Source organism: Thermoplasma sp., assembly GCF_023256435.1.
Classification (GTDB): domain Archaea; phylum Thermoplasmatota; class Thermoplasmata; order Thermoplasmatales; family Thermoplasmataceae; genus Thermoplasma.
In genome coordinates, this window is the sequence record NZ_JAGDXM010000003.1 from 1 (window position 1) to 23496 (window position 23496).

A 23496-nucleotide genomic window follows, 5' to 3' on the forward strand; every position below is an offset into this window, starting at 1 on the left:
TGTCCGAAGAGGTTGAAATTTACAGCTTCCCCTAAACTCCTAACTTCTCTTTTAACAGGAATAGGTATTTGGAAGAGTTGATGTATCGACGTGTGATGGCGCATAGAAAAGTTTTATTCTACTCAGGGATTATGTAAAAATGCTTTCCGAAAGGATGCAATATATCAACGAGTCTGCAACAGTGTCTGCCTCAAATAATGTTGAGAAGCTGAAGAAGCAGGGCGTGAAGATCTTCAATTTTGGTATCGGTGAACCTGATTTCACCACCCCAGAAAATATAATAGATTATGCATTTGAGATGGCAAAGCAGGGTAAGACCCATTATACTCCCTCAGCTGGCATAATGGAACTCAGGGAAAAAATCGCCGCAAAGCTCAGGTCTAAAAACGGCATAGAAGCCGAGGCTGATGAAGTGCTTGTCACACCTACCAAATTCGGCATAAATCTTGCAATGATGGTTCTGATAAATCCAGGTGACGAGGTAATAATACCAGATCCATACTATGTTTCTTATCCCGATATAGTCAAGCTAGCCGGGGGAAAGCCGATACCGGTAAACACCACAGAAAGCTATGATATTGATATTGACGAAATTAGAAAATTCATAACGCCGAGAACTAAGGCTATAATACTGAACAATCCAAACAATCCAACTGGCAAGGTCCTTCCAGAAAAGGAGGTAAAGGATCTTGTGAATCTTGCCATAGAAAACAACCTTTACATAGTTTCTGACGAAATATACGAGGATCTGATATATGAGGGAAAGCTTTATTCACCGGCATCCATGGGGCAGGAAGCCTTTGAGCATACTATAACTCTCAATGGTTTCTCCAAAGGATATGCCATGACCGGCTGGCGGATAGGTTATCTCGTTGCTCAGAAGGAAATAGTGGAGGCGGCCAACGTGATTCAGCAGCAGACGATAACCTGTGTTTCTTCGATCTCGCAGTATGCTGCCCTGAAGGCTCTTGACGATAACATCAGCCCATCGATGATGAGATCCGAATTCAAAAAGCGCAGGGATCTTACTTACGAGATACTTTCAGAGAGCGAGGATCTTGAAGTGTACAAACCGGAGGGTGCCTTTTACGTATTTCCAGAGTATAAGAAACCGGTGGAATCGGAAGAACTTTCGAATATGCTTCTCAGCAGGGGTCAGGTTGTTGTAACACCCGGCGATGCCTTTGGCCTTGGCGGAAAGAGACATTTCAGAATCTCATTTGCCACCTCTGAAGAGACCATTAAGGAGGGACTCGAGAGGCTCATTAGGACCATACACGAGATCTAATTACTTAAGGTAATTATTTATAACATAATTATTATTACTAATGCGATAATCGCGATTTCGTGAAGATCACAGCTGTTGCTCCATGCTCTTCTGCGAATCTTGGATCCGGCTTCGATGCGCTGGCCATAGCGCTGGATGCCTTCTATGATAGAATAACAGTTGGCGAGAGCCACACCTTCAGAGTAATAGGAGATGGAGTACCGAATGATCCTACAATGAACACGGCTGGCCTTGCCGCGCTTTCTCTGATCGAAGATCTAGGTATAAGCCGAAATATTGAGATCAGACTGGAGAAGGGGATACCCAAGGGCCTTGGCCTCGGAAGCAGCGGAGCCAGCGCAGCCGGGGCGGTGGTTGCGCTGAATTCATACTTTGGCCTGGGGCTGACACGCGAGGAACTGGTGAAATATGCCATGATCGGAGAAAGTGCTGCATCTGGCAGCCCGCATCCAGATAACGTTGCCGCTTCCATATCTGGTGGCCTTACGCTTGTGACCCATGATAGCGATCTTAAGGTGGCGAAGCTTTCTATCTCGCATGAATACCGATTCCTCATAGCAATACCCGATATTTCTATAGAAAACAAGACGAGGATGGCAAGACAGATGATCCCGAAATCAATTCCTCTGAACGACTATTCCAGAGCAATAGCAAGAACCGCTTCGCTAATAGCCGGACTGATGCAGGGTGATCGGGATCTGATCAGGATCGGGATGAATGACGATGTCGTGGAATCATCAAGGTTACCACTATTCCCATATTATCCTGATGTGAAAAAATCAGCGCTTGAACACAACGCAGTTGGTGTTGCAGTTAGCGGAGCAGGCCCATCCATTCTCATTCTTTGCGATGAACTTTCAGATATGGAATCCATAAGGAGAAGCGCCGAACTGATATTATCGAAGTATGGAATTTCTGGTAGGTTCGTGGAGGCTGGAATATCTGGTGGTACCTATGTCGAAGGAACTCCAATTTCCGATTAGAGACAATTTCGATAAGAATGCATATTCAGTTAATTTTCCAATATATGTCACAACCGCGTACAGGTCGCCTGAGGGTGATCATTTTCGCTATTCAAGGGAGATGAATCCAACCGTTGAGGAGCTTGCCAGGCAGATGGGCATTCTGGAGAACGCAGAGAACGCCGTATGTTTTTCATCCGGTATGGGCGCTATATCTACCGTTTTCCTCTCCCTGATCAGACCTGGCGATCGTCTTGTATTACCCATTGATGTCTTTGGCAGAACCTACAGCTTTGCCAGGGATTTTATGTCCAGGTATGGGATAGATGTCAAAACCACCGACCCAGGAACTGAAAAGGTGATCGATGCTATTGATAGGAAAACAAGGATGGTTTTCGTGGAGAGCGTATCAAATCCTTTGCTCCGTGTGTATGATATTCCGAAGTTAGCGGAGGCAGCTAGACAAAACGGAGCAATACTGGTTGTGGACGATACCATTATCACACCCATAGGGCAGCGGGCCTTAGAGCTTGGTGCGGATCTAGCGGTCAACAGTTTATCCAAGTTCATAGGCGGCCACAATGCGGCGATAGGAGGATCAGCTTCCGGATCAGGCAGGATTATTGAAGAAATCGACAAGTTCCGAAGAAGCCTTGGCACCTCGATGGACCCATTCTCAGCATTTCTGTTTCTACAGGGTATTAAGACTCTGAAGATCCGTGTGGAAACATCATCGCAACACGCTGCGAAGATCGCCGAAGAACTGATGGCTATGGATCACATAATGAGAGTCTATTATCCAGGAATTTCAGATGACGATCACCATGATCTTGCGAAGAAGTTGCTAAAAAATTACGGAGCAGTAGTTTCTTTTGTATTGGATCAGAATATCGAAGTCCAAAAATTCATGTCTTCGCTTGAGGCCATAACGCCTGCAAATACCATGGGTGGCGTTTCCACCCTCATATCCAATCCACAGACAATGTCCCACCGGAGCCTGAGCGATGCTGATCGAAAAAGGATAGGCATAACACCATCGCTTATGCGCCTTTCGGTTGGAATAGAGGATCCCTCATTCGTGATTGAAGATATAAGAGATGCGCTTAGAAAATCCACAATACAATAATTTAGATCCCGGCTTCCGGATTCGAACCAGAGACCTGCGGATTACGGCGAATTCACCGTTGAACCCTCTACAGTCCGCCGCTCTACCAACTGAGCTAAGCCGGGATTGGCAGTATCCCTAATTTCATCGCATCATTTAATATTTTCGCGCTCGGTATGCCGCCTTTATTCCAACCGCCTGAGAACCTCAATTATTTCATTTTCATACTTTCTGGCCACGTCTGTTGGCATGTCCGTGAACTTCTCGATCTGTGGCGAGATAAGCTGGAGAGATACCCTTGTTTTCTCACCGATTTGATGAAGTACGATCTTGCAGGGTATAAACATGCTTGTCTCATAAGAGATGCTTATGAATTCGTCAGCAGCTATTGGCTTGCATATGTTCAGAATGTAAAGCGGATCGATATCCTTGTTAACTGTCTTCCTAAGTATCTCCCTCACGTCAACATATGAAAGGACGACAAAACCAGAGTCTTTCAATAGTTTGAACATCTTACCATAGACTTCTTCAAGCCCGCCAGAGACCTCTATCTCAAATTTGTACATGATGGGAACATGCGCACATCAGATAAAGAAATAATGTTAGGTGCAGAAACTACAACGATCCAAAGCTATGTTCCATTTCAGACTGCGGAGTTGCATAAAAGATTTAAGAGAAGAACAGTGATACTTGTCCATGCAGAACAAATGGGCTCAGACAAAGTTCGCCAACGATATTGAGGAGGTCGTATACGGTTCAAGGTTGATAGGAAATGAACCGGATCTGGTTCTCCATGGTGGAGGTAATACATCCGTCAAAACGCAGGAAAGGGATCACACGGGCAAGCTTAAAGATGTGCTACGTGTCAAGAACAGTGGATCAAATCTTGGCACGATTGACAGCCGCGGGTTCACCGGTATAAGGATGGAGGATGCATTGGCTGCCGTGAACATCGATCATATGACTGATGAAGAGATGGTGGACTACCTCAAGCGGAGCATGGTAAATCCATCAGAACCTTCACCTTCCGTCGAAACATTTCTCCATGCCTTTCTGCCTTACAAGTTTGTGTTTCACTCCCATGCTGACGCCATTCTGTCGATCACCAATACGGATCTTTCTTCTGAAGAGATTTCAAATATTTTAGGAAAGGTTGTTGTACTGCCATATATACCACCCGGCTTCAAGCTCGCTAAGGAAGTACTCAAAAATTTCAAGAAGGATATAGATGGCATTGTCCTGAGAAAGCATGGTCTACTCACATTCGGAGATACCGGTAAGGAGGCATATGACAGGCATATAGATATTGTGACAAGAGCTGAAAAATTCATTTCAAGTAAGAGGACCGGTGACTTCTTCAAGGAAGAGATTCCTGAAGTCAGCTTCAATGATATTGAAAAATATATACCGATAATAAGAGGATGCGTTTCGAAGAGGAAAAAGAAGATACTCTACATAGATACCTCAGAGGAGGCCAGAAAAATAGCGAGAACGGAAAGGACAAGGGATATGTGCGGTTACGGACCTGCAACCCCAGATATGCTTATACGAACAAAGTATGATTTTCTCTATCTGGACGATCTGACCAGATCGGGCGATCTCATAGAGGGATATGCATCAAGGTACAGCGAAGAATACAAACGCTACGTGAAGGGCTTCGAAATGCATGATCCGTATCCTGCCGTCATGGTTGTGCGTGGTTTTGGTATAATAACCGCAGGAACCAGCTACAGAGAGGCAAGAATAATCGACGATCTAGCCATACACAGCTTCAGGGTGAATGCAAATACGGATCAGATCTCGAAGCACGAATTCATATCCAAGGAAGAGGCATACGCTATGGAATACTGGCCGCTTGAAGAGGCAAAGCTGAAGAAGACCACCCACAAATTCCTCCTCGGTTCTATAGGGCTTGTCACTGGCGCGGCAAGTGGTATAGGGCTTGAAGCCATGAAGAAACTAGCCGAAAATGAATGCACCGTAGTCGGATGCGACATAGATCCTTCCATAAATGAAAGATGCAGGGAGATAGAGGAACAGTATGGCGTCAGAGCATTACCATTTATCGTTGATCTGTCCTCAGAGGATCAAATTCTAAATATGTTCAGAGACATCGTGAAAAACCTAGGCGGAATAGATATCGTGTTCAATAATGCCGGCATACTGAAGAGCTCAAAAATAATTGAGACCAGCGTTGAAGATCTGGACAGGCATTACGCAATCATTGGTAGGGCCTCCTTCATAACCTCCCGTGAGGCCATGAAGATAATGATCGCACAGGGCATAGGTGGAAACATAGTTTTCAACATATCCAAGAACCTTACCCATCCTGGGCCTGAGATGGTTTCCTACGGATCCGCGAAGGCTTTTGCGGCGCAGGTATGCCACTATGTTGCCAAGGAAGGCGGCAGATATGGTATCCGTGCCAATATAATAAATCCAGATAAGATCTTCAGGGGATCAAAGATATGGGAAAATGGAGTGCTGGAGGCTAGGGCAAAGGCAAAGGGCCAGACTGTCGAGGAATACGTAACGGGAAACTTGCTGAGAAGAGAGGTTTTGCCATCTCATGTGGCCAACATGCTCATAGCCATGGTCAATGAGGACATATTCGGTGCAACCACCGATGCCATGGTACCGGTCGATGGCGGCATCCTGTGAGGCGATCATGTGGCATAATATCCATTAAATCCATTTTCCCAGATCCATTGAGATCTGATTGATATCCTGCATTTTCTTCAAAAACCCGCTGTATGCTGAAAGATATTGAAATGTATGGGTCTCGAATATACTGCGACCCATTTCATGAAATTTTAACGCCTGATTGAAGCTCTTTGATCAATAGAATATTTGTATATGAGATTTAGAAGTGTTCACACAAGATTCATGTTGCGCAGTACCCTATAGGCTGTAGCGATATCTTCCAGTCCTATACCCATGGATTTGAATACTGTTCTATTCATCCCTGAGAACTGTCCGTAATTGCCAGCTATCTCACGCAATTCGATAGGTTTTCCTCCCAGCCTGACGTACTCTGCTATCTCTGCGCTTTCTACCATTGACTGATCATAGTGTTCGGTGACAACAAGGTCTGAATCGTGAAGTACCTCATATTCGGCCTCTCTCCTGTTCATATAATTTGAACCGGCAAGATTCACATGGTATCTGTCAGGCAGATACTTCCTTAATATTATCGGAGAGGTGCTGTTTGTTATGGATGTTATAGTATCTGATCCGTCAAGAGCGGCCTCGATCCCTTCCACAGCCCTGATCTCAGTATCCAGCTTCTTGGACATCCTTGAAGCAAAATTCCTCGCATGATCGTAGTTCCGTGAATACACCCTTATGGAGTGTGGATGAGAAACTGCCAGTATACCCTCAAGCTGTGTTTCAGCCTGGAACCCTGATCCTATCAGCGTGAAATTCTCAACAGATGGGTGAAGTATACTCGTCGCATAGGCAGTTACTGCACCTGTTCTCATTTGGCCCAGCCTATTGGCTTCCACTATGGCGAGGAGGTCGTTGCTCCTCGTATCGAAGATCGTGACGACAAATCTTGCGCCCTCTTTCGAGGCGATATAGGTCTTATGTCCCATTATGTGGTACTTATCCAGCGATGCCGGCATAGTGTTGAGAACAGAGCCCTCAGAGAACGTCCTTACTCTGGTATTTGACGTTGCTCTACCAGCATGGTATTCCTCAAAGGCTTCTCTGATCGCCTGTATGGTATCCTGCATGGAAAGATTCGCATTAACCTCATCTTCGCTAATATAATACATGCTAAGATGATGCATTCAGGCGATTAATTCATTGCGTTTTCAATTTTTACCAATTTTTATTAATTAATAAGGAATATGGCGGCGATGACGGACAAATTACCGGAAGTAAGGCGATCGCATCCTTACGTGATGTACGATATGATGAGGGACATACCAAATGGGATAGATAGAACCTTATCCTCGATGGAGAAGATAGATCTGTCATTCCTGGGCGATGATATACTCTTCTTGGGTAATGGCACAGCTTACCATTCCGCGTATGTTGGAAGCCAGATACTCGATGAGACCGCCAGAAGGCATTCCGTTGTGCAGGCCTATGAATATGTGAATTACATGCGATCCAGTGCCACCACCATCGCTGTATCGCACACTGGAAAGACGAAGAGCACCGTTGATGCCACGATAAAGGCCAGAAAAACCTCCATAACGGCCGGTATCACGCATTATGCAGATTCACCACTCTCAAAAGCGGTAGATCATCCCATAACCATAGCTGATGAGGATCTATCGCTCTGTAACACGAAGGCATTTTTCAATAACGCCTTCGCGGTCCTTTACATTTCGGATTACTATGGAAACCTATCATACGACATGAAAGCCCTAAGATCGGAGATCGCAAAGCATGTTTCCAACGACGATGCCGAGATGAAGGCTGTATCTGAGGATCTTGATCAGATTAACGATATATTTGTGCTGGGATCCGGCTACAACTTTCCAGTTGCAAGGGAAGCGGCGCAGAAGATAAAGGAGGCGACACACATGCATGCGGAAGGCATAGAATTCGAAGAATTCAATCACGGATGCACAGCGGTGATGGATGATCACACGCTGGTGATCCTCATAGAGGGCCAGAAGGACAGATCAAGAGGCGATCAGATCGTTAGGGCGTCGCGATACGTGGGATCAAAGACTGTGGTGATCAACGGCGAGGGAGATCTGAGCATCTACAACGATCCACCTGATGAGTTTTCCGCATCTTTTCTGAATACTCTTGATCTCTATTATCTTGCCTATTATCTTGCAGTACGCAGGAACATCAATCCTGATATGCTGCGATTTGAGGATAGGAGATACAGGGATTACGACAGCACGGTGTTTCCTCCAGGTGAACACTGAACTTATACATTGATATTTTTGTTCATCTTACATTATATTTATATATTCAGTGATGATGTAAGGTTATCCTTACGGTGTCGCAATGAATATTGAGATCACTAAGCCGGCCAGCATACACAGGATCATGTCAAGGATCGGCCCAGCATGGATCGTGATGATGGCCGATGTGGATGTCGCAAGCGTTATAACAGGTCTTCAGTCCGGCGCAGCCTTCGGCTATCGGATGATATTCATAATGATCATACTAATACCACCATTGTTCATCGTACAGAACGCTGCAGGATACCTTGGCATATTTTCCGGTATGGGGCTTGGTGAAGCCGTGAGGACAAGGTATGGAAAGAAACTTGCACTCATAGCTGCAATACCTATGGCTTCAACAGATGTGCTATCGTACATAGCTGAATACAGCGGTATGGCTATCGGCCTTTACATGATAGGAATTCCACCAATAGTATCAATTCCAGTGATCTTTCTCATACATAACGCTATAATAATGGCTGGAAGATACCGCAGAATTGAAAAGATGCTCCTATTCATATCGCTAATACTTGTGATATCCATAATAGCGAGCGCACTCCTCATGAGACCGTCGATCTATGAGATAATCCATGTTGGTCTCAATCCAATACAGCCTTACACCAATAGAACATATGAGACACTGCTTATAGCAAATGTAGGGGCCGTGATAATGCCGTTCATGATATTCTATCAGGCAGGAGCGAGCGTCCAGAAGGGAATGGAGAAACGAGATATCAAGATAAGCAGAAATGAGACTGCGATAGGGTCCGTTGTGAGCGAGTTCCTCATGGTAATGACCGTCATAGCGGGAACGTTCATAGGAGGGTATGCAACGGATCCGATGATGCTTGATCGTGCCCTGAAGCCGTTTGGGAGCCTTGCGCCATACATAATGGCCGCCGGCTTCTTCACCGCTGGTTTTCTTGCGCTGATAGTCATATCGCTTGCCTCAACGTGGGGTATAGCGGAAGCACTCGGATGGAAGTTCCACAGATATGGCAGATACATCATAAGGAGTGAGGATCATACATACGGCGACAGGTCCTCCATAAGGCAAAGTGTCATATCAGACAGAAAAAAATTTCTGACTCTCTATATGACGGAGAGCATACCTGCAGCGGTGATAGCGATCGTAGCTTCATCCTACCTTTTATCCCTGGTCATCGATCTTATGATAGTCTTCGTGATCGTTCTTGCCCCTGTGGCTATTCTCCTTGGTCTTCTTGTTTCCGACAGCACCGTCATGAAGGGCAATCCGATGAAAAGATGGTATATGACCATATACTGGGCAACCATAGCGATAATTGAGTCAGCTGGAATATACAGCCTTATGATATCGCTATGAACCCGCATCGATTATCAGCTAGATGCCAGCTCTTTGACCTTCCTCAGGACGCCTATGAAATCGTCTCTGCTCAGTTTGCCGGTGTTCACGTTGCGCGGGCTTGGATGGTAAGAGCACACTATACTTACACCGTTCAGGCTGTATATAGCACCGTGAGAGAATCTGTATTTCGATTTCGATACCGCTGGATCAGCAAGCATATTAAGGACCGCCTGAAATGCTATCTGACCGAGTACAAGTATCACCCTGAGGTTTTTCATCATCGATATCTCAGAACGGAGATACACAGAACAGTTTGCGATCTCTTCTGGCGTTGGCTTATTGTCTGGTGGAACGCATTTTACGGCTGCAGTTATATATGCATCGTTGTACTTTAAACCGTCGTCCCTGCTCTCCGAAGTTGGCTGATTTGTTATCCCTACCTCGTGTAGGCATGAAACCAGGAAGTCTGAACTCTTATCTCCAGTGAAGACCCTTCCCGTTCTGTTTCCTCCTGATGCTGCCGGGGCCAGTCCGACTATCAGGATATGGCCGTTGATATCTCCATATCCTGGAACTGGCCTGGCCCAGTATGCTTGACCGCGGAAGCGTTTATCTCGCCCCACGACAGCCTCCCTGAACTGGACTAGCCTTGGACATTTCCTGCAAGAGATCAGCTGATCGTTCATCTCCGCTATACTGATCCATCTCTCATCGGACGCCATCTGATATCACTGTATGTCGAACCAGCCTCCCCTGCTACCATACTTGACCTTTGGATCGCCGAGGTATCCGTTGATCACCATCTGCTTCAGGGATATTGGCGGAACAAACTGTGGATCACCAGTTTCCTCCCTGAGGTATTCGGCTATATGATACACCGTATCTATTCCTATTATGTTCATGAGTTCAAACGGCCCCATGGGGAAGCCGAATGCAAGCTTCGTCATCGTATCTATGTCAGATTTGGATGCTACCCCCTCCTCATAGGATCTTATCGCTGAGAGGAGCCACCCCGCTATGAACCTGGTGGTGAAGAAGCCTGGAACATCTGCCACCACCACTGGCGTTTTCCCAAGCTTTTTTGAAAGATCAACCACAGTGTTCAGCGTATCTTCCGACGTCATCATTGCCCTGACAACCTCTATCAGCTTCATTATGCCGGCCGGGTTGAACCAGTGCATTCCAACAGCTCTCCCCTTTGCCTTAAGATCCTGAGCTATTTCCGCTATGGTGATGCCAGAGGTATTGGAGGCTATTATGGTGTCCTCACGCACATGCTTCTCTATCTCCACGAACACCTTTCTCTTGAGATTGAGATCTTCGGGCACCGCCTCCACGACTATGTCCGCATTCGATAACGACTGGTACTCCGTTGAAGTTTTTATGCGGCCCATGATATCGTTCATTTCTGCCTCGGTGATCGTGCCCTTTTTCACAAGGTTTATCAGCCCATAGCGGCCTTCACGTATATTTTTTATGGCATTTGCGAGAATATCTTCCCTGACATCGATTATGGTAACCGGATATCCAGACCGGGCAAAGACCTGGGCTATGCCCTGTCCCATGACCCCGCTACCCACGACTGCAGCAGTCCTGATTTCCATAATCTTTCAGCGTTAACAATCATAAAAATTTATTGAACATCGTTGAAAAACCTATGAATATTGAAAAATGAAAATATCACTTCTCGTCCTTTGTTTTTACGATCTTCTTTATCTCCTGAACCTCGTTATCCGGTACATCCTTGTACGTCAGCCACCATGCATAGCCCTTGTACTCCTTCATCCTTGCCGGGATGTCTTTCACATTCTTCGGCGCAGAGTTGAGCATCTTTTCGCCTATCAGTTCATTGTACGGCCAGTTGGCAGGCATTGCACCCTTGTATTTATCTGACATCTGCAGCGCCTTTATGGCCCGGAGAAGCTCATCAACGTTCCTGCCAATCTCCAGAGGATAATACATTATGAGCCTGACCACAGAGTTTGGATCCACTATGAATACAGCGCGGACAGTCGCTGCTGAGGACTCGGCCTGTATCATCCCAAGCCTTGAAGCGACACGCCCCATCGAATCTCCGATTATTGGAAACGGAACCTCGATCTTCAGGTTGTCCTTGATCCAGTTTATCCATTCTATATGGCTTATAACGCTGTCCACGGAAAGTCCTATCAAATCTGTATTGAGTTTCTGGAAGTCGTCGTATCGCCTTGCGAATGAGTAGAACTCGGTGGTACAGACCGGAGTGAAGTCACCTGGATGGCTGAACAGCATGAACCATTTACCCCTATACTGATCAGGAAGCTTCATGCTGCCCTGCGTCGTTTCCACGGCCATCTCGGGGAATTTCTCACCTATCAATGGAAACCTGCTTTCATCAGACATTTTTTTTCACCTGAAAAAATAATTCATGCATCTATATATCATTTTTCAACCAGAAGCGTAATACGACAAAGTTTAGATGAATGCGGATATGAAAAAGCGAAATTATTCCTCTATTCCATCTTCAATCAGACCAAGACTGCTGAGTATCTCAGCTACCTCCAGTTCACTGAGGCCGGTGATCCTTGCAGTCTCCGCGATGCTCATCGTATCAAGGTATACAGTGACCACCTCACGGGAGATCCCATCATCCTGATCCAGGCTGTCCTTTATTGCGGTTATCAGGCTGTCCTTTTCCTTTATCAGATCTGTGCGCATCCTTGTGAGATCGTCTATCTGCCTGTTGATATCTCTCAATCTTTTCATAGCATCTCCCATGCCTTCGATCCTAGTTTCCTTGGTCTCGATAGGTATGCGCCTTATGGCGAAGAAGTTGCGCCCATAGTCTATGAACACTGATGAGAATCCAGAGGGCAGATATATCTTCCTCTTGGCACCAAGATCACTTGGAACAAACCCTATGCTGGTTACTAGATTAGCCTTTTCAAGAAGATCAAGTTGCTTCAATATGGCTTGCTGGCTGAGACCGATGCTCTTGCTCAGCTCCAGAGCATACGATCTCTCAAGCTGAGTGAGCATCCTTATAATCTCACGCCTCGTAGAATTTTCAATGGCAGAAATAAAAAGATCTATGTCGTCCATCATTCTATCGAAACTTTCCTTCCACTGCCTTCCTTGCTGGTGGCCTTTTCAACCGTCACATCCAGAAGGCCGTTGTTGAACTTTGCCGTGGCGGTCTCAGGTTTAAGCTTGTAGTCGAAGTCTATGCTCTTATAGTACTTCCTCTGATCCTCATCCACGTTCAGCGTTATGTTGTATTCTGATATCTTCAGATCTATGTTTTCCTTGCTGACGCCTGGAAGCTCGAATGTCACGTAGACCTTCTTCTCGTCGTCGTTGATATCGGTTATCGGCTCTCTAACTCCGCGCTCTATAGGCCTCGCCCCCCTCGTTATACCAGGTACATTACCGAATTCCTGGAATATAGGTTTTCCGTCGGAGCCAATTCTGTATGTAAATCCGTACACATATGGTTCAGACATGGTCATATTCGGATCGTTAAGTATCCTGTTCCATATCCTCATGAGCCTGTTGTTCAGGGATTTTATATCTATGCCGAAGTCCTTGAAGAACTCGTCAAACATGTCGTCCCAATCATCGAATTCATCCTTCTTTGCCATATTCACCACCTACTTGTCAACCGATGGTTGACAACCTAATATTAAAAATCAATATTTAAATCTTTCTAATCCTGGATGGCCACCAGTTCCATTTCTTCATCAGGAGCATTACGGCCGGAACGAAGAACGGCCAGCTCAGAAAAGTATCTATGAGCACGCCTATGGCTAATCCACCGCCTATTTCCTCGATCAGCTGAAGATCACTGAAGTAGAGCGAACCGAATGTGACGAAAAGCAACGAACCAAGAGTGACTATTATACCACCATTCTCCTTTATGCTTGTGGTTATGGCATCCTCGTCTGTCATTCCCTTCATCACGCCCTCTCTCGCTCTCGTTATCATGAATATGTCGTAATCAAGGCCCACCGCCAGGAGAGTGACGAAGGTGAACATGGGCATGAATATGATTATTGGGAGATGATAGACATAGTAGACTATCCAGTATATTATCATGAGGCCCACTATGACGGATGCAAGAACCATAAGTATAAGCCTCAACGGAGTGAATACTGAGCTGAGCTGTATGGCCAATATGACGAATATAGAGGCTGCCAGTATTGGTATCATCTCCTCAAATGTATGCAGTGTATGGCTGTAGGCGGCATCGAGACCGGCCGTAAGACCACCAACATAAAACGTAAGCGAATTGCCCATGTAGGATGATATCTCCGATGGAAGCCTGTTTATGAAGGAAGTGGCGGCATTAGACCAGCTTATGTTGGATAATTCAAACTCAATCATCACGTACCTTGGATCCTTTCCGATGTAGGAGTTTATCTGGGATCTGTAGGTGGAAACGTAATTTGATGGGAGCCTGTCCAGATTGACATACTTGCCGTATGGATAGGTCGGGCCATAAACCTCTGCCACACCGCTGAGCCCTGCTATCATGTTCTCCAGCTTGGTGACCTGATTTATTTCCGCAACATTGTATGTTCCATTGGATATCACTGGTTCGCTAAATTTCACGATGACAAAACTCTCGAAGAAAAGATCCCTGTGGAAGCTCTGGTTTACCACCACTGCAGACTGTATGCCGCTGCTGGGTGGTATGAGGCTGAAGACATTCATATTGGTCGGTGTGGAGGCATAAACGTAAAGCGATCCGAAAGCTACTACCACGAATATGACCAGTATCTTCTTCTTGTTCCTGAGTACAATACCCGATATTCTTTCCATCGTACCTTCCATGGGTATCTTTTTGTCCTTAGCCGGCCAGAACGTCCGGTATCCCAACCTGCTGAAAAGAGCTATGAGGAAAGTATTTGCCAGCATTATGGATACTATAACGCCCACAGCGTTCGTGATACCAGCGTCGCTGAATATTGGAACTTTGAACAGATAGAGCACTATGTAGGAAAGAGCGACCGTTATACCGGACGTGAAGACGGCATGACCGGCCCACTTAGAGGATTCTGGGATAGGGTCACCGCCGTTTCTGTACAGTTCGCGCCTATACCTAGACATTATATATACAACATAATCGCTGGTGAGACCGAGCAGGAGTATGAGCAGCAGCGTTGGAGTGACGAACGACACCGTTGAATGCAGGATATAACGATACAAAAGATCGTTGAGGCCAAATGAAATTATGGATGACATTAGGAAGAGACTGAATGGAAGAAATGCAGCGACGGGAGATCTGAAGAAAAGGCCAACTATGAGTATGGACAGCACTATGCCTATAATGAGTGCCCGCACCAATCCAGTCATGACCTCCTGTTCTATCTGCTGATCCAGGACATCTGTACCAGCAGTATAATATACACCGTTAACCGGCTTTGTGGAAACATATGAGGAGGCTATCTTATTCACCGAATTCAGCGTAGATATTGTATAATTCTTATTCAGTGAGAATGCAAAGATCTCGGTTGTGTTGCCATAACCTACAAAAGAACCCATCACATACTGCGACGGAACCACGGGATAGCTCAGAAATGTTTCATCGTAAAGCGTATGATTGACAGTGCTGTTTATATATGAATCATTAGTATTGCCGGCGTTTAGGAGATCCATAAGGTATGGTAGAAGATACCTAGAATTCAGATTCACCAGTGGATTTCCGTTGAACTTGTATATCGTACCGTTGTATACCTCAGAAGATGTGAGATGCGGTATACCCGCATAGTTGTCCTTCAGTGATATGTTCACTATTGATAGGACAAAACGATCAGAGGTTGTGTTTAGATCCGATATGATGGATGAATATCCTGAAAGATCAGAGATCAATGAGTTTGCCACAAACTGTCTGGCAAATGGGATATATATGGACATACTTACGAAATCTGTCATTGTGAGGTTCTCATCAACGGACATCAGCGCCAAGGAAAGAAATGGAGAGGCAGAAGCCAGTTCTTTCGAAAGTTCGAGTGCTGTCACATTAACAGCTGTATTCGCAATTTCAGGTAAAGAACTCACATTTTTATATGTTATAGTTTTATTCATATATCCAGAGAACGATGCCAGGTATGGCGATGCAAGAGAAGCGTATGGAGTTTTGGAGAAGTACAACATAACCTGGGTTGCATTGCTGTATCCCGACAGCTCTGACCGTGTTAAATTCTTGCTGCATTCCAATGTTATATCAAAATGCTTAACATAGGTCAGCGCAGGAATAAAGAGAAAATCAGCCGTTAGATTTAATGTCTGGTTTATCTTAATACTGCTATTATATAGATTTTCATTCAATTTATATATTCCTGACAGCTCCCTCCCAAGTGATAGAGATACAGACCGTAAGGTGCTGTTTTCAATGGTTATTATACTTGAGGCGTTTGCAGAGAAACCATTTCTGTGCAGATATGACAGAATCGCCGTTTGCATATTCATGAGAGCATGCAACGATGCGATGCTGTCTATGCTCGTATTGTTTGTGACGATGACAAAAGATGAATCGTTGGAAGAGTTAAAATACTGTGATTGCAGGTTAGACGCTATATTAGCCGGAGAATTCGGTGGTACTATATCGCTTGCTATGTTATAACTGGTATCTGAAAAGAGAGCAGGAGCGAATGGCGCCAGAATTACCAGAACCAAGATCCAGGCAACTATTACTGCTGCACTGTGCCTGGCTGAAAATGTGCCTATCCTTTTAAATGTGTTCTCAAACACAGAGCCCTGATTTCATTTAACTAATTAAGAATTTAGATACTAAATATCAACTTTTATCAACATCAGCGCTATATTCCGTGCATGGAAGAAAGCAAGGGTTTCCTGAGACTGGCCTGGGCCAGGGATCATATGCCAGTCATGGCAGAGATAAGAAAGCGGTTTCAAACGGAGAAGCCGTTCAAGGGAATAAGGATAGCGATGGCTCTTCATGTTGAGGCGAAGACCGGTATATTTGCCCTCCTACTGAAGGAAGGCGGTGCAGAGGTCAAGATGGCATCATGCAATCCTCTTAGCTCAGACGATTCTGTGGTGCAGAGTTTAAAGGAAGATTATGGAATGCCCGTTTTTGCACGAAAGGGCGAGACGAATGAAGAATACTATGAGTATCTTCACCGAACTCTGGATGTTCAACCAGATATAATCATAGATGACGGCGGCGATCTCACGAAGATAGTGCATACAGAAAGAAAGGACCTTGCCCGGAACATAATCGGGGGAAATGAGGAAACAACAACAGGCGTCCAGAGGCTTAAGGCGATGGAAAAGGCAGGAGTACTTCTCTTTCCAATGTTCGATGTTAACGATGCAAACATGAAGCACCTCTTCGATAACAGATATGGTACAGGTCAGAGCACGCTTGACGGGATAATGAATGCAACAAATCTTCTGATCGCAGGAAGAACCGTGGTGGTGGCTGGATACGGATATTGCGGCCGTGGAATAGCCATGAGACTGAAGGGCATGGGTGCAAACGTTATAGTAACAGAGATTGACCCGATAAAGGCGAACGAGGCAATAATGGACGGTTTCCAGGTTAAGAGGATGAACAGGGCGATAAGAGATGCCGATATGGTCATAACCGCAACAGGCATGAAGGACGTTGTCAAATACGAGGATGCCCTCGTGGCCAAGAAAAACATAGTTATGGCCAACGCTGGCCATTTCAATAACGAAGTTGCAGTCTCCGAGATAGAGAGGAGATCGCTGGAGAAGAAAGAAGTAAGGGAATTTGTAAAGCGGTACAAGTTGGAAAACGGTAATACCGTGGACATAATAGCAGATGGAAGGCTCGTGAATCTTGCGGCTGGCCAGGGCCATCCAGTTGAGATAATGGATCTTAGCTTTGCGCTTCAGGCGCTCACAGCTGAGTACCTTGTAAAGAACCATGAAAAACTGGAAAGGAAGGTTTATCCGGTTCCAGCCGAGATCGACAGATACGTTGCCGAAATAAGACTAAAACAGTTCGGAGGTGAGCTCGATCAGCTGAACGAAGAACAGATCAGATATTTGAATTCATGGGATGAGGGAACTTAACCTCATTCCTTCTCTATGTACTGGAATCCGGTGTATGGAACCAGAACGTCAGGTATTCTTATCCGATCGCCTTCCTGGAAATTCTCCATTATGGCAACGAGGATCCTTGTAGTTGCTATGGCAGTGCTGTTGAGCGTGTGAACGAACTTGTTTCCGTCGCTCGTCCTGTACTTTATGTTAAGCGATCTGGCCTGATAGTCGGTATCGTTTGATGCTGAAACTATCTCTCTGAATTTTCCCTGAGCTGGGAACCATGCCTCTATATCATATTTCTTTGCCGCGAGGCGGCCTAGCTCTCCAGAACAGACGTTGACGACCCTGTATGGTATTCCCAGGCTGCGGTATATTGCCTCAGCATTTCCCAGGATCTCCTCAAGAAAGTCCCATGAATCCTCAGGCCGGCAGAACACGAACTGCTCTATCTTGTTGAACTGATGCACTCTGAATATCCCCTTGGTATCCTTGCCATGTGCGCCGGCCTCTCTTCTGAAGCATGCCGATATGCCGGCAACCCTAACCGGAAGTTCCTTCTCCTCAAGGAACTGGTTGGAGAGCATTGCCGCGATGGAATGCTCCGAGGTGGCTATAAGGTAAAGATCTTCACCCTCTATCTTATACAGCGTATCCTTAAAGGTCTCAAGGTCAGTTGCGCCTCTCATGCTGTCCAGATTGAGCATGTATGGAGGCTCAACAACCGAAAACCCGCGCTGCGAGAGGAAATCAACAGCATAGTTTTCTAGGGCCATCTCAAGTTTCAGGAGCCTATTCTTTATGAAATAGAAACGCGAACCAGATATCCTTGCTGCACTCTCGAGATCTATGACACCAAGATCCTGACCCAGATCCACATGACTCTTCGGCCTCTCATCGATGACCTCATAATCCTCACTGTTGCCAGAGTATTTTTCAAATTCATCAACATCGTCTTTAAATACTTTCGCATGACCCACATATCTGACGAGCCTGTTGTTTTCATCTCCAAAGCAGACAGGAACGCTCTCATGGATCAGGTTAGGTATGGTCCACAGGATCCGATCCCTCTCCTCCTCGATCTTTCTCAGTCTATCCTCAAGATCCGAAATTTTAGCGTTTATCTCCTCTACGTTCCTCTTCTCTAGGGATGGATCCTCATTCTTCTTGATCAGTTCAGCAATCTTCCTTGTCTCCTTATTCTTCTGTGATCTCAGGTTATTGAGATCCTTGTTTATGTTTCTCCACTCCTCATCCAGCCTGAAAAATTCATCAATAGGCGCCTTATCCACACCTCTGTATTCACAGTTCTTCTCAAATAATTCTCTATTGGATCTCAGGAGCTTTACATCTATCATTGCAGACCATATTTAAATTATATATATAATACAAATCATTAACGCCATCTGATCTCCGAAAAGTTTTCCCCGGGATAAATGGCGTTCACCGTATCATGAGGCCATGCTTCCAGAGGTTTCTGTCTTCTCCTCTTTCAGTTCGGATCCTCTGCGGTATCCAAAGAAGATTATCCACATAATCGGGAAGAGATCGATCAGCACTGCACCAGGTATTCCGTATCTATATATTGAAAACTGCCAGTATGTCGCAGGATAAACAAGTACGGGGATGAATGAATGCCAGAATGAGTATGAGAGCGCATAAAGGGGTGCACCTATGAACGTAAGACCAATAAAGGTTATCAGCGCCTGGATGTTTCCAGAACCCATCCTCCATTCCATACTGAAGGTGCAGTTGAAGGCCAGACCCATCCCAAGCCCGAAGACGAAGCCCCCAATTATCTGATACAACACGCTCTGATTCTGATCGAAGAAGAAATTCGTGCGCAAATGTAGTGCGAAGATAGAGATCTGCGCAAGCACAGATACCACAAGTAGAGATACAGCAATCAGTCTGATCATCTCGCGATCCCTGGAGACACCAAGTGTTTCCCTGAACGAGGTCTGAAAGCACAGAGTACCCAGGTATCCCACGGATCCAAGAATCATACCGAATACGAGCCATATCCTGACCATTGTGTCCTGAAATATATAGATCAGAACTCCTACTACCGCAATAGAGATGGCTAGCATCGAATATTGAATCTTTCTGCCAAGCCAAACAAAGGTGGATCTTGGTTTAGCAGAGGCGAAGAAATGCGAAAACCATCTTGATCTGGACAACACCAGTATCAAGTATATGCCTGAAAGCATGGATAGAAAGAAGGGGAATGCCCAGAAGCTTCCAGTTGCAAACCCGGAGTAGAAGTCGCCTATGTTGCATCCGCCTGCCATCCTAGTTCCATAGCCTATCAGTATACCACCGATCAGCGCCTGCAGAGAGAGATTTCTGTTGGGAACCTGCCTTATGGAAAATTCCCCCTTAGCGAGAGAGGCTACGAAAGAACCAATTATTATTCCGAAGACAAGAAACCAAGTAAAAGCCTTATCTATCTCCGGTATGGGATACACATGGTAATATGCTAACTTTGATATATCTAATCCAAAGAAACTCCAGAATTTTCCTCCCATTTGGCTTTCTGCTCCGGTCACACCCCACCACAGGGCCTGACCGCTGACTACATATGAAGCCACCGCCAAGGCAAAAGAGGCCAGAGCCAGCAAGATGGAATAGATATAGAGAATGTTGAATTTCATAATATTAAATTCGAAGTTGAGATAATTATTTTTCATTATGTGCAAGAAATGCACAGATAGAACATAATATATGGATAATATTACCCTGCACTTCCGCATAAAAGAGATGAATCATGTGTCGAAATCTGAATCTGATGTTATCTATGATGCACATGACCATAGGCAAAAGTGCCCGCGTATTACTTTGATAGATATAATCATGAAATATCTGTTTTAGCCTCCACCATGGAAAATCAACAAAAAGCCATATTTATAGGATATTTTGATTATCATCCCACTTCAATTCTTAATATCTAATTACTTAAATATTATAAATGAAACCATGTTATAGATTTATTTTCAAAAATTAACTAATATTTCTTTGCGAATTTCGATCAATGATGGGAAAAGGTTTATATAAATTATAAATCTCCCAACTGAAATGTCAACAAATTTGAGAAGAATTCAGAAGATAAAGGGAGGAAGCTACATAGTGTCTCTGCCATCAGATTGGGTTAGAGACAACGGCCTTGACGTCACAAGGGAGGTCGAGGTCTTTGAATCATCCGGCATAATAAAGATAAGGCCCAAGAAGGACTTCAATTCCGAGAGGGTGATAGAATATACAGATGAGGAGACTGCTGAATATCTGATCTCAGTTTACTATATGCAGGGGATGACAAAGATATCGCTGCAGTCAAAAGATGTAATTTCAAGGGATGTGAAGGACAGAATTAAGATGCTGCAGCTGGAGCTGCCTGGCCTTAACCTGAAGGAGGAAACATTCAATTCGCTGATATTCGAGGTAGATGAGGAGATACTGAAGGTTCAGGACTCATTCTTCGATTTCTCGAATAAGGCCTTATCCATCCTAAAGGACGTGACTAAGGTCATAGAGACGCCCAGAGAGGATATGAAGCAGGATCTGACGTCCAGATGCCTTGCGCTGAATTCCGATTACTACAAGCTGATAAGAAGTATAGCCCTGACAGTACAGCGTGACGACAAGTACAAACTTGACGTGCCGATAAAGGATATAATTTTATATGCCGTGGCTTCAAGGGATCTGGGCAGATTCATAACGCACACGAGGCTGCTCATAGGAAACATAAAGCAGGAAGACATGAAATTGAGAGATGAGATACTGCTGCTGATAAATACCATGGAGAACATCATCAACATGTTCAAGACCGAAGACATAAACATGGCTCCAAGAATAAGAAGGAACGCGCATGAAATACTTGAAAACATAAAGAGCTCATCCGAGTCTAACAAGGAGCTTGAAAGGATGACCGGATACGCGCTGGCCCTCATGGACGATGCAGTCCACAAGGCCGTTCATATCTGAGTCATCACTTTTTCTTTTTATTATCTTTTCTTCTGATATTTCTTAGATTTTCATCAATCAGACATAATGCATACGAGTATACGGAATCACCCTCGTTTTATACGATAATGTCCGCTAAAAAAATCGGCAAACCAATTCCGTTCTTTATTCTTGGTGCATTTCACTGTTTAATTCTTAATGCCTACTCTGGCACCTAATTTATCCATAAATAATGCATGTCTGTATCCCATATGTGCTATGACTGGAGGAGATCGCATAATAGAAAGTAAAAAATATTCAGGATTCTACCCTTCCCTCAACTGAATGACTGTGAGCAAATGCACTGTTTTCACGGAATATTTCCATGGCAACCGTGTTTGGATCGACATGTTCATCGTAGTAACCATCTATCTCGCCATTCTCCAGAAACCTGCCGAATTCACGCCACACGCTCCGGTCAATTATCCTGGAGAGCGCAAGTCTCACCTCTTCCCTGTACCTTATCTTCTTCTTTCCATCATTTTTTTCGGTAAATACGCGATGTTCCTCTATTGCCCTTATCAGTTCACCATAACCCTCCCCCTTCAGGGAGTTCGTGCCGACAACCCTTGGCATCCAACCGTTCCTTTCATAGACATTGTCCATTATGTCCTTGAGGGCAAAGAACGAATCTTCCCTGTCCATCTTGTTTATGACGAAGATGTCCCCGATCTCCATCATTCCCGATTTTATCGCCTGTATACTGTCGCCAAGACCTGGCGCCAGAGTTACTATTACAGTATCTGCCAGATAAACAATATCTATGTCAGATTGTCCGGCTCCTACCGTCTCTATTATTATGAAATCGTTTCCTGCGGCATCGAGTATCTTCACCATGTTCCATGTGGATCTTGAGAGACCACCGGTCATTCCCCTGTTAGAGACGCTTCTCATATATATTCCATACTTGGAGAGCGTATCCTGCATCCTTATCCTGTTTCCCAGTATGGTACCGCCGCTGAAAGGACTGCTTGCATCAACAGCCAGTATGGATACCTTTTTTCCCATCTCGGTCAGTTTTCTGGACAGTATACCGATCATGGTGCTCTTACCGACGCCAGGAGGCCCAGTTATACCAAGGATATGCGCATGCCCCGTCATACCGTAAATAGCCCTTATTATCTCGTATGACCTTTCATTGTCCTCCTCTATGATGGATATGGCCCGAGCGATGATCCTAGGATCATGGGAAGCAATGCCTTCTATGATGGAACGCGTATCCATTTACATCTCCTTTTTCCTTCTAGCCTCTTCTCCACGCTTACGTATGTGTTCTATTATGGTGGCAACGGCGTACCAGGCCCATAGTTTCCGGTCACTCCGATAGCCTCCAGCTTGGGCTTATCATCGTCGGGTATTATCCCGCCACCAACAACCGCTATATCGTCCACTCCGCGCTCCTTGAGGAGATCAACGACCTTCTTGAAGGCGGTCATGTGGGCGCCGTTCAGCAGGCTTAAGCCTATGACATCAACATCCTCGCTTATTGCAATATCCACGACCTGTTCAGGGGTCGGGAGCAGGCCGGCATAGATTACATCCATACCGGCATCCCTCAGCGCCCTTGCAAGCACGAATATGCCACGATCATGGCCATCTATAGCAGGTTTAGCCAAGAGCACCTTAATAGGTCTAGACGATGACAGGTTCTTTCCAGCTTCCAAATACCTCCCTCCCTACATCCGATATCTCCTGAACTGTGGCGTACGACTCAACAGCCCTGATATAATAGGGCATCAGATTCTCATTTTCGTCCAGCATCGCATTTCTGAGATCTTCGAGTGCCTTCTTAACCTTTGCTTCATCCCTAGTTCTTTTGATCTCCCTGAGTCTTGCAATCTGGGCCTCTTCCGCTTTCTTATCTATCTTGAGATAATTTATGG

At 45.2% G+C, this 23496-nt stretch carries 21 protein-coding genes and 1 tRNA gene; 8 read left to right on the plus strand and 14 right to left on the minus strand.

The window, feature by feature from the left end:
- Window positions 1-139: 139 nt before the first annotated feature.
- The 3 genes from Q0C15_RS00155 to Q0C15_RS00165 are packed head-to-tail and all read left to right on the plus strand — an operon-like array spanning window position 140 to window position 3376.
- A complete protein-coding gene (locus tag Q0C15_RS00155) occupies window positions 140-1288 on the plus strand; it encodes a pyridoxal phosphate-dependent aminotransferase (protein WP_297214786.1) in 1149 nt (382 codons plus the stop codon).
- A 59-nt stretch (window positions 1289-1347) separates the two neighbouring features.
- Window positions 1348-2271, plus strand: a complete 924-nt coding sequence (locus Q0C15_RS00160; RefSeq protein ID WP_297214788.1) for a homoserine kinase — start codon at window positions 1348-1350, stop codon at window positions 2269-2271.
- A complete protein-coding gene (locus Q0C15_RS00165; RefSeq protein ID WP_297214790.1) occupies window positions 2243-3376 on the plus strand; it encodes an aminotransferase class I/II-fold pyridoxal phosphate-dependent enzyme in 1134 nt (377 codons plus the stop codon). The genes Q0C15_RS00160 and Q0C15_RS00165 overlap by 29 nt, the downstream gene beginning before the upstream one ends.
- Before the next feature lie 6 nt (window positions 3377-3382).
- Here the strand turns inward: Q0C15_RS00165 and Q0C15_RS00170 are convergent.
- Both Q0C15_RS00170 and Q0C15_RS00175 read right to left on the minus strand, forming a co-directional pair.
- Window positions 3383-3480, minus strand: a tRNA-Tyr gene (locus Q0C15_RS00170).
- Between the two features lie 60 nt (window positions 3481-3540).
- Window positions 3541-3921, minus strand: coding sequence for a DUF302 domain-containing protein (locus tag Q0C15_RS00175; RefSeq protein WP_297214792.1), 381 nt, complete (start codon window positions 3919-3921; stop codon window positions 3541-3543).
- A gap of 130 nt (window positions 3922-4051) precedes the next feature.
- Here Q0C15_RS00175 and Q0C15_RS00180 point away from each other — a divergent pair, with 130 nt between their 5' ends.
- The gene (locus Q0C15_RS00180; protein WP_297214794.1) at window positions 4052-6016 is read left to right on the plus strand and encodes a bifunctional aldolase/short-chain dehydrogenase; all 1965 of its coding nucleotides are present in this window, start codon (window positions 4052-4054) and stop codon (window positions 6014-6016) included.
- A gap of 212 nt (window positions 6017-6228) precedes the next feature.
- On the opposite strand, the gene Q0C15_RS00185 is transcribed toward Q0C15_RS00180, so the two are convergent.
- Complete coding sequence (locus Q0C15_RS00185; protein ID WP_297214796.1) at window positions 6229-7134, minus strand: ornithine cyclodeaminase; 906 nt, start codon at window positions 7132-7134, stop codon at window positions 6229-6231.
- Window positions 7135-7218: 84 nt separating this feature from the next.
- Here Q0C15_RS00185 and Q0C15_RS00190 point away from each other — a divergent pair, with 84 nt between their 5' ends.
- Both Q0C15_RS00190 and Q0C15_RS00195 read left to right on the plus strand, forming a co-directional pair.
- The gene (locus Q0C15_RS00190) at window positions 7219-8250 is read left to right on the plus strand and encodes an SIS domain-containing protein (protein ID WP_297214798.1); all 1032 of its coding nucleotides are present in this window, start codon (window positions 7219-7221) and stop codon (window positions 8248-8250) included.
- Window positions 8251-8332: 82 nt separating this feature from the next.
- The gene (locus Q0C15_RS00195; RefSeq protein WP_297214799.1) at window positions 8333-9616 is read left to right on the plus strand and encodes an NRAMP family divalent metal transporter; all 1284 of its coding nucleotides are present in this window, start codon (window positions 8333-8335) and stop codon (window positions 9614-9616) included.
- A gap of 14 nt (window positions 9617-9630) precedes the next feature.
- Here the strand turns inward: Q0C15_RS00195 and Q0C15_RS00200 are convergent, their stop codons facing one another.
- From Q0C15_RS00200 to Q0C15_RS00225, 6 genes are all read right to left on the minus strand, one after another.
- On the minus strand, window positions 9631-10320 hold the full coding sequence (locus Q0C15_RS00200) for a uracil-DNA glycosylase (RefSeq protein ID WP_297214801.1): 690 nt from the start codon (window positions 10318-10320) through the stop codon (window positions 9631-9633).
- A gap of 6 nt (window positions 10321-10326) precedes the next feature.
- The gene (locus Q0C15_RS00205; RefSeq protein ID WP_297214803.1) at window positions 10327-11202 is read right to left on the minus strand and encodes a 3-hydroxyacyl-CoA dehydrogenase NAD-binding domain-containing protein; all 876 of its coding nucleotides are present in this window, start codon (window positions 11200-11202) and stop codon (window positions 10327-10329) included.
- 76 nt (window positions 11203-11278) lie between these two features.
- Window positions 11279-11980 (minus strand): peroxiredoxin, encoded by a 702-nt coding sequence (locus tag Q0C15_RS00210; protein WP_297214805.1) that lies wholly within the window; start codon window positions 11978-11980, stop codon window positions 11279-11281.
- Between the two features lie 102 nt (window positions 11981-12082).
- On the minus strand, window positions 12083-12682 hold the full coding sequence (locus Q0C15_RS00215; protein WP_297214806.1) for a helix-turn-helix domain-containing protein: 600 nt from the start codon (window positions 12680-12682) through the stop codon (window positions 12083-12085).
- Complete coding sequence (gene hsp20, locus Q0C15_RS00220; RefSeq protein ID WP_297214808.1) at window positions 12679-13218, minus strand: archaeal heat shock protein Hsp20; 540 nt, start codon at window positions 13216-13218, stop codon at window positions 12679-12681. The genes Q0C15_RS00215 and hsp20 overlap by 4 nt, the downstream gene beginning before the upstream one ends.
- Window positions 13219-13273: 55 nt before the next feature.
- Window positions 13274-16330 (minus strand): MMPL family transporter, encoded by a 3057-nt coding sequence (locus tag Q0C15_RS00225; protein ID WP_297214810.1) that lies wholly within the window; start codon window positions 16328-16330, stop codon window positions 13274-13276.
- A gap of 81 nt (window positions 16331-16411) precedes the next feature.
- Between Q0C15_RS00225 and Q0C15_RS00230 the strand changes: the two genes are divergently transcribed.
- The gene (locus Q0C15_RS00230) at window positions 16412-17644 is read left to right on the plus strand and encodes an adenosylhomocysteinase (RefSeq protein WP_297214812.1); all 1233 of its coding nucleotides are present in this window, start codon (window positions 16412-16414) and stop codon (window positions 17642-17644) included.
- A 2-nt stretch (window positions 17645-17646) separates the two neighbouring features.
- On the opposite strand, the gene serS is transcribed toward Q0C15_RS00230, so the two are convergent.
- Window positions 17647-18972, minus strand: a complete 1326-nt coding sequence (gene serS / locus Q0C15_RS00235) for a serine--tRNA ligase (RefSeq protein WP_297214814.1) — start codon at window positions 18970-18972, stop codon at window positions 17647-17649.
- Between the two features lie 93 nt (window positions 18973-19065).
- The gene (locus Q0C15_RS00240) at window positions 19066-20268 is read right to left on the minus strand and encodes a YeeE/YedE thiosulfate transporter family protein (protein WP_297214816.1); all 1203 of its coding nucleotides are present in this window, start codon (window positions 20266-20268) and stop codon (window positions 19066-19068) included.
- Between the two features lie 421 nt (window positions 20269-20689).
- Between Q0C15_RS00240 and Q0C15_RS00245 the strand changes: the two genes are divergently transcribed.
- Window positions 20690-21595: an AbrB/MazE/SpoVT family DNA-binding domain-containing protein gene (locus tag Q0C15_RS00245; RefSeq protein ID WP_110640432.1), complete on the plus strand. Its 906-nt coding sequence runs from the start codon at window positions 20690-20692 to the stop codon at window positions 21593-21595.
- Between the two features lie 276 nt (window positions 21596-21871).
- Here Q0C15_RS00245 and meaB read toward each other — a convergent pair whose 3' ends face one another.
- The 3 genes from meaB to Q0C15_RS00260 all read right to left on the minus strand — a co-directional run.
- A complete protein-coding gene (meaB, locus tag Q0C15_RS00250; protein ID WP_297214820.1) occupies window positions 21872-22837 on the minus strand; it encodes a methylmalonyl Co-A mutase-associated GTPase MeaB in 966 nt (321 codons plus the stop codon).
- A gap of 53 nt (window positions 22838-22890) precedes the next feature.
- Window positions 22891-23277 carry a cobalamin B12-binding domain-containing protein gene (locus tag Q0C15_RS00255; protein WP_297214822.1) on the minus strand — a complete coding sequence of 129 codons (387 nt, stop codon included), beginning with the start codon at window positions 23275-23277 and terminating at the stop codon, window positions 22891-22893.
- The coding region (locus tag Q0C15_RS00260) for a methylmalonyl-CoA mutase family protein (RefSeq protein WP_297214824.1) at window positions 23246-23496 on the minus strand (251 nt) is incomplete at its 5' end. The genes Q0C15_RS00260 and Q0C15_RS00255, both read right to left, overlap by 32 nt.

What these genes read in the sequence shown, in the direction of transcription:
- Q0C15_RS00175 (WP_297214792.1), bottom strand. Translation starts at nt 3,921, where the DNA reads ATGTACAAATTTGAGATAGAGGTCTCTGGCGGGCTTGAAGAAGTCTAT.
- Q0C15_RS00240 (WP_297214816.1), bottom strand. Translation starts at nt 20,268, where the DNA reads ATGAAATTCAACATTCTCTATATCTATTCCATCTTGCTGGCTCTGGCC.
- Q0C15_RS00185 (WP_297214796.1), bottom strand. Translation starts at nt 7,134, where the DNA reads ATGTATTATATTAGCGAAGATGAGGTTAATGCGAATCTTTCCATGCAG.
- Q0C15_RS00180 (WP_297214794.1), top strand. Translation starts at nt 4,052, where the DNA reads ATGCAGAACAAATGGGCTCAGACAAAGTTCGCCAACGATATTGAGGAG.
- Q0C15_RS00200 (WP_297214801.1), bottom strand. Translation starts at nt 10,320, where the DNA reads ATGGCGTCCGATGAGAGATGGATCAGTATAGCGGAGATGAACGATCAG.
- Q0C15_RS00190 (WP_297214798.1), top strand. Translation starts at nt 7,219, where the DNA reads ATGACGGACAAATTACCGGAAGTAAGGCGATCGCATCCTTACGTGATG.
- Q0C15_RS00165 (WP_297214790.1), top strand. Translation starts at nt 2,243, where the DNA reads ATGTCGAAGGAACTCCAATTTCCGATTAGAGACAATTTCGATAAGAAT.
- Q0C15_RS00195 (WP_297214799.1), top strand. Translation starts at nt 8,333, where the DNA reads ATGAATATTGAGATCACTAAGCCGGCCAGCATACACAGGATCATGTCA.
- serS (WP_297214814.1), bottom strand. Translation starts at nt 18,972, where the DNA reads ATGATAGATGTAAAGCTCCTGAGATCCAATAGAGAATTATTTGAGAAG.
- Q0C15_RS00215 (WP_297214806.1), bottom strand. Translation starts at nt 12,682, where the DNA reads ATGATGGACGACATAGATCTTTTTATTTCTGCCATTGAAAATTCTACG.
- Q0C15_RS00245 (WP_110640432.1), top strand. Translation starts at nt 20,690, where the DNA reads ATGTCAACAAATTTGAGAAGAATTCAGAAGATAAAGGGAGGAAGCTAC.
- hsp20 (WP_297214808.1), bottom strand. Translation starts at nt 13,218, where the DNA reads ATGGCAAAGAAGGATGAATTCGATGATTGGGACGACATGTTTGACGAG.
- meaB (WP_297214820.1), bottom strand. Translation starts at nt 22,837, where the DNA reads ATGGATACGCGTTCCATCATAGAAGGCATTGCTTCCCATGATCCTAGG.
- Q0C15_RS00210 (WP_297214805.1), bottom strand. Translation starts at nt 11,980, where the DNA reads ATGTCTGATGAAAGCAGGTTTCCATTGATAGGTGAGAAATTCCCCGAG.
- Q0C15_RS00155 (WP_297214786.1), top strand. Translation starts at nt 140, where the DNA reads ATGCTTTCCGAAAGGATGCAATATATCAACGAGTCTGCAACAGTGTCT.
- Q0C15_RS00230 (WP_297214812.1), top strand. Translation starts at nt 16,412, where the DNA reads ATGGAAGAAAGCAAGGGTTTCCTGAGACTGGCCTGGGCCAGGGATCAT.
- Q0C15_RS00205 (WP_297214803.1), bottom strand. Translation starts at nt 11,202, where the DNA reads ATGGAAATCAGGACTGCTGCAGTCGTGGGTAGCGGGGTCATGGGACAG.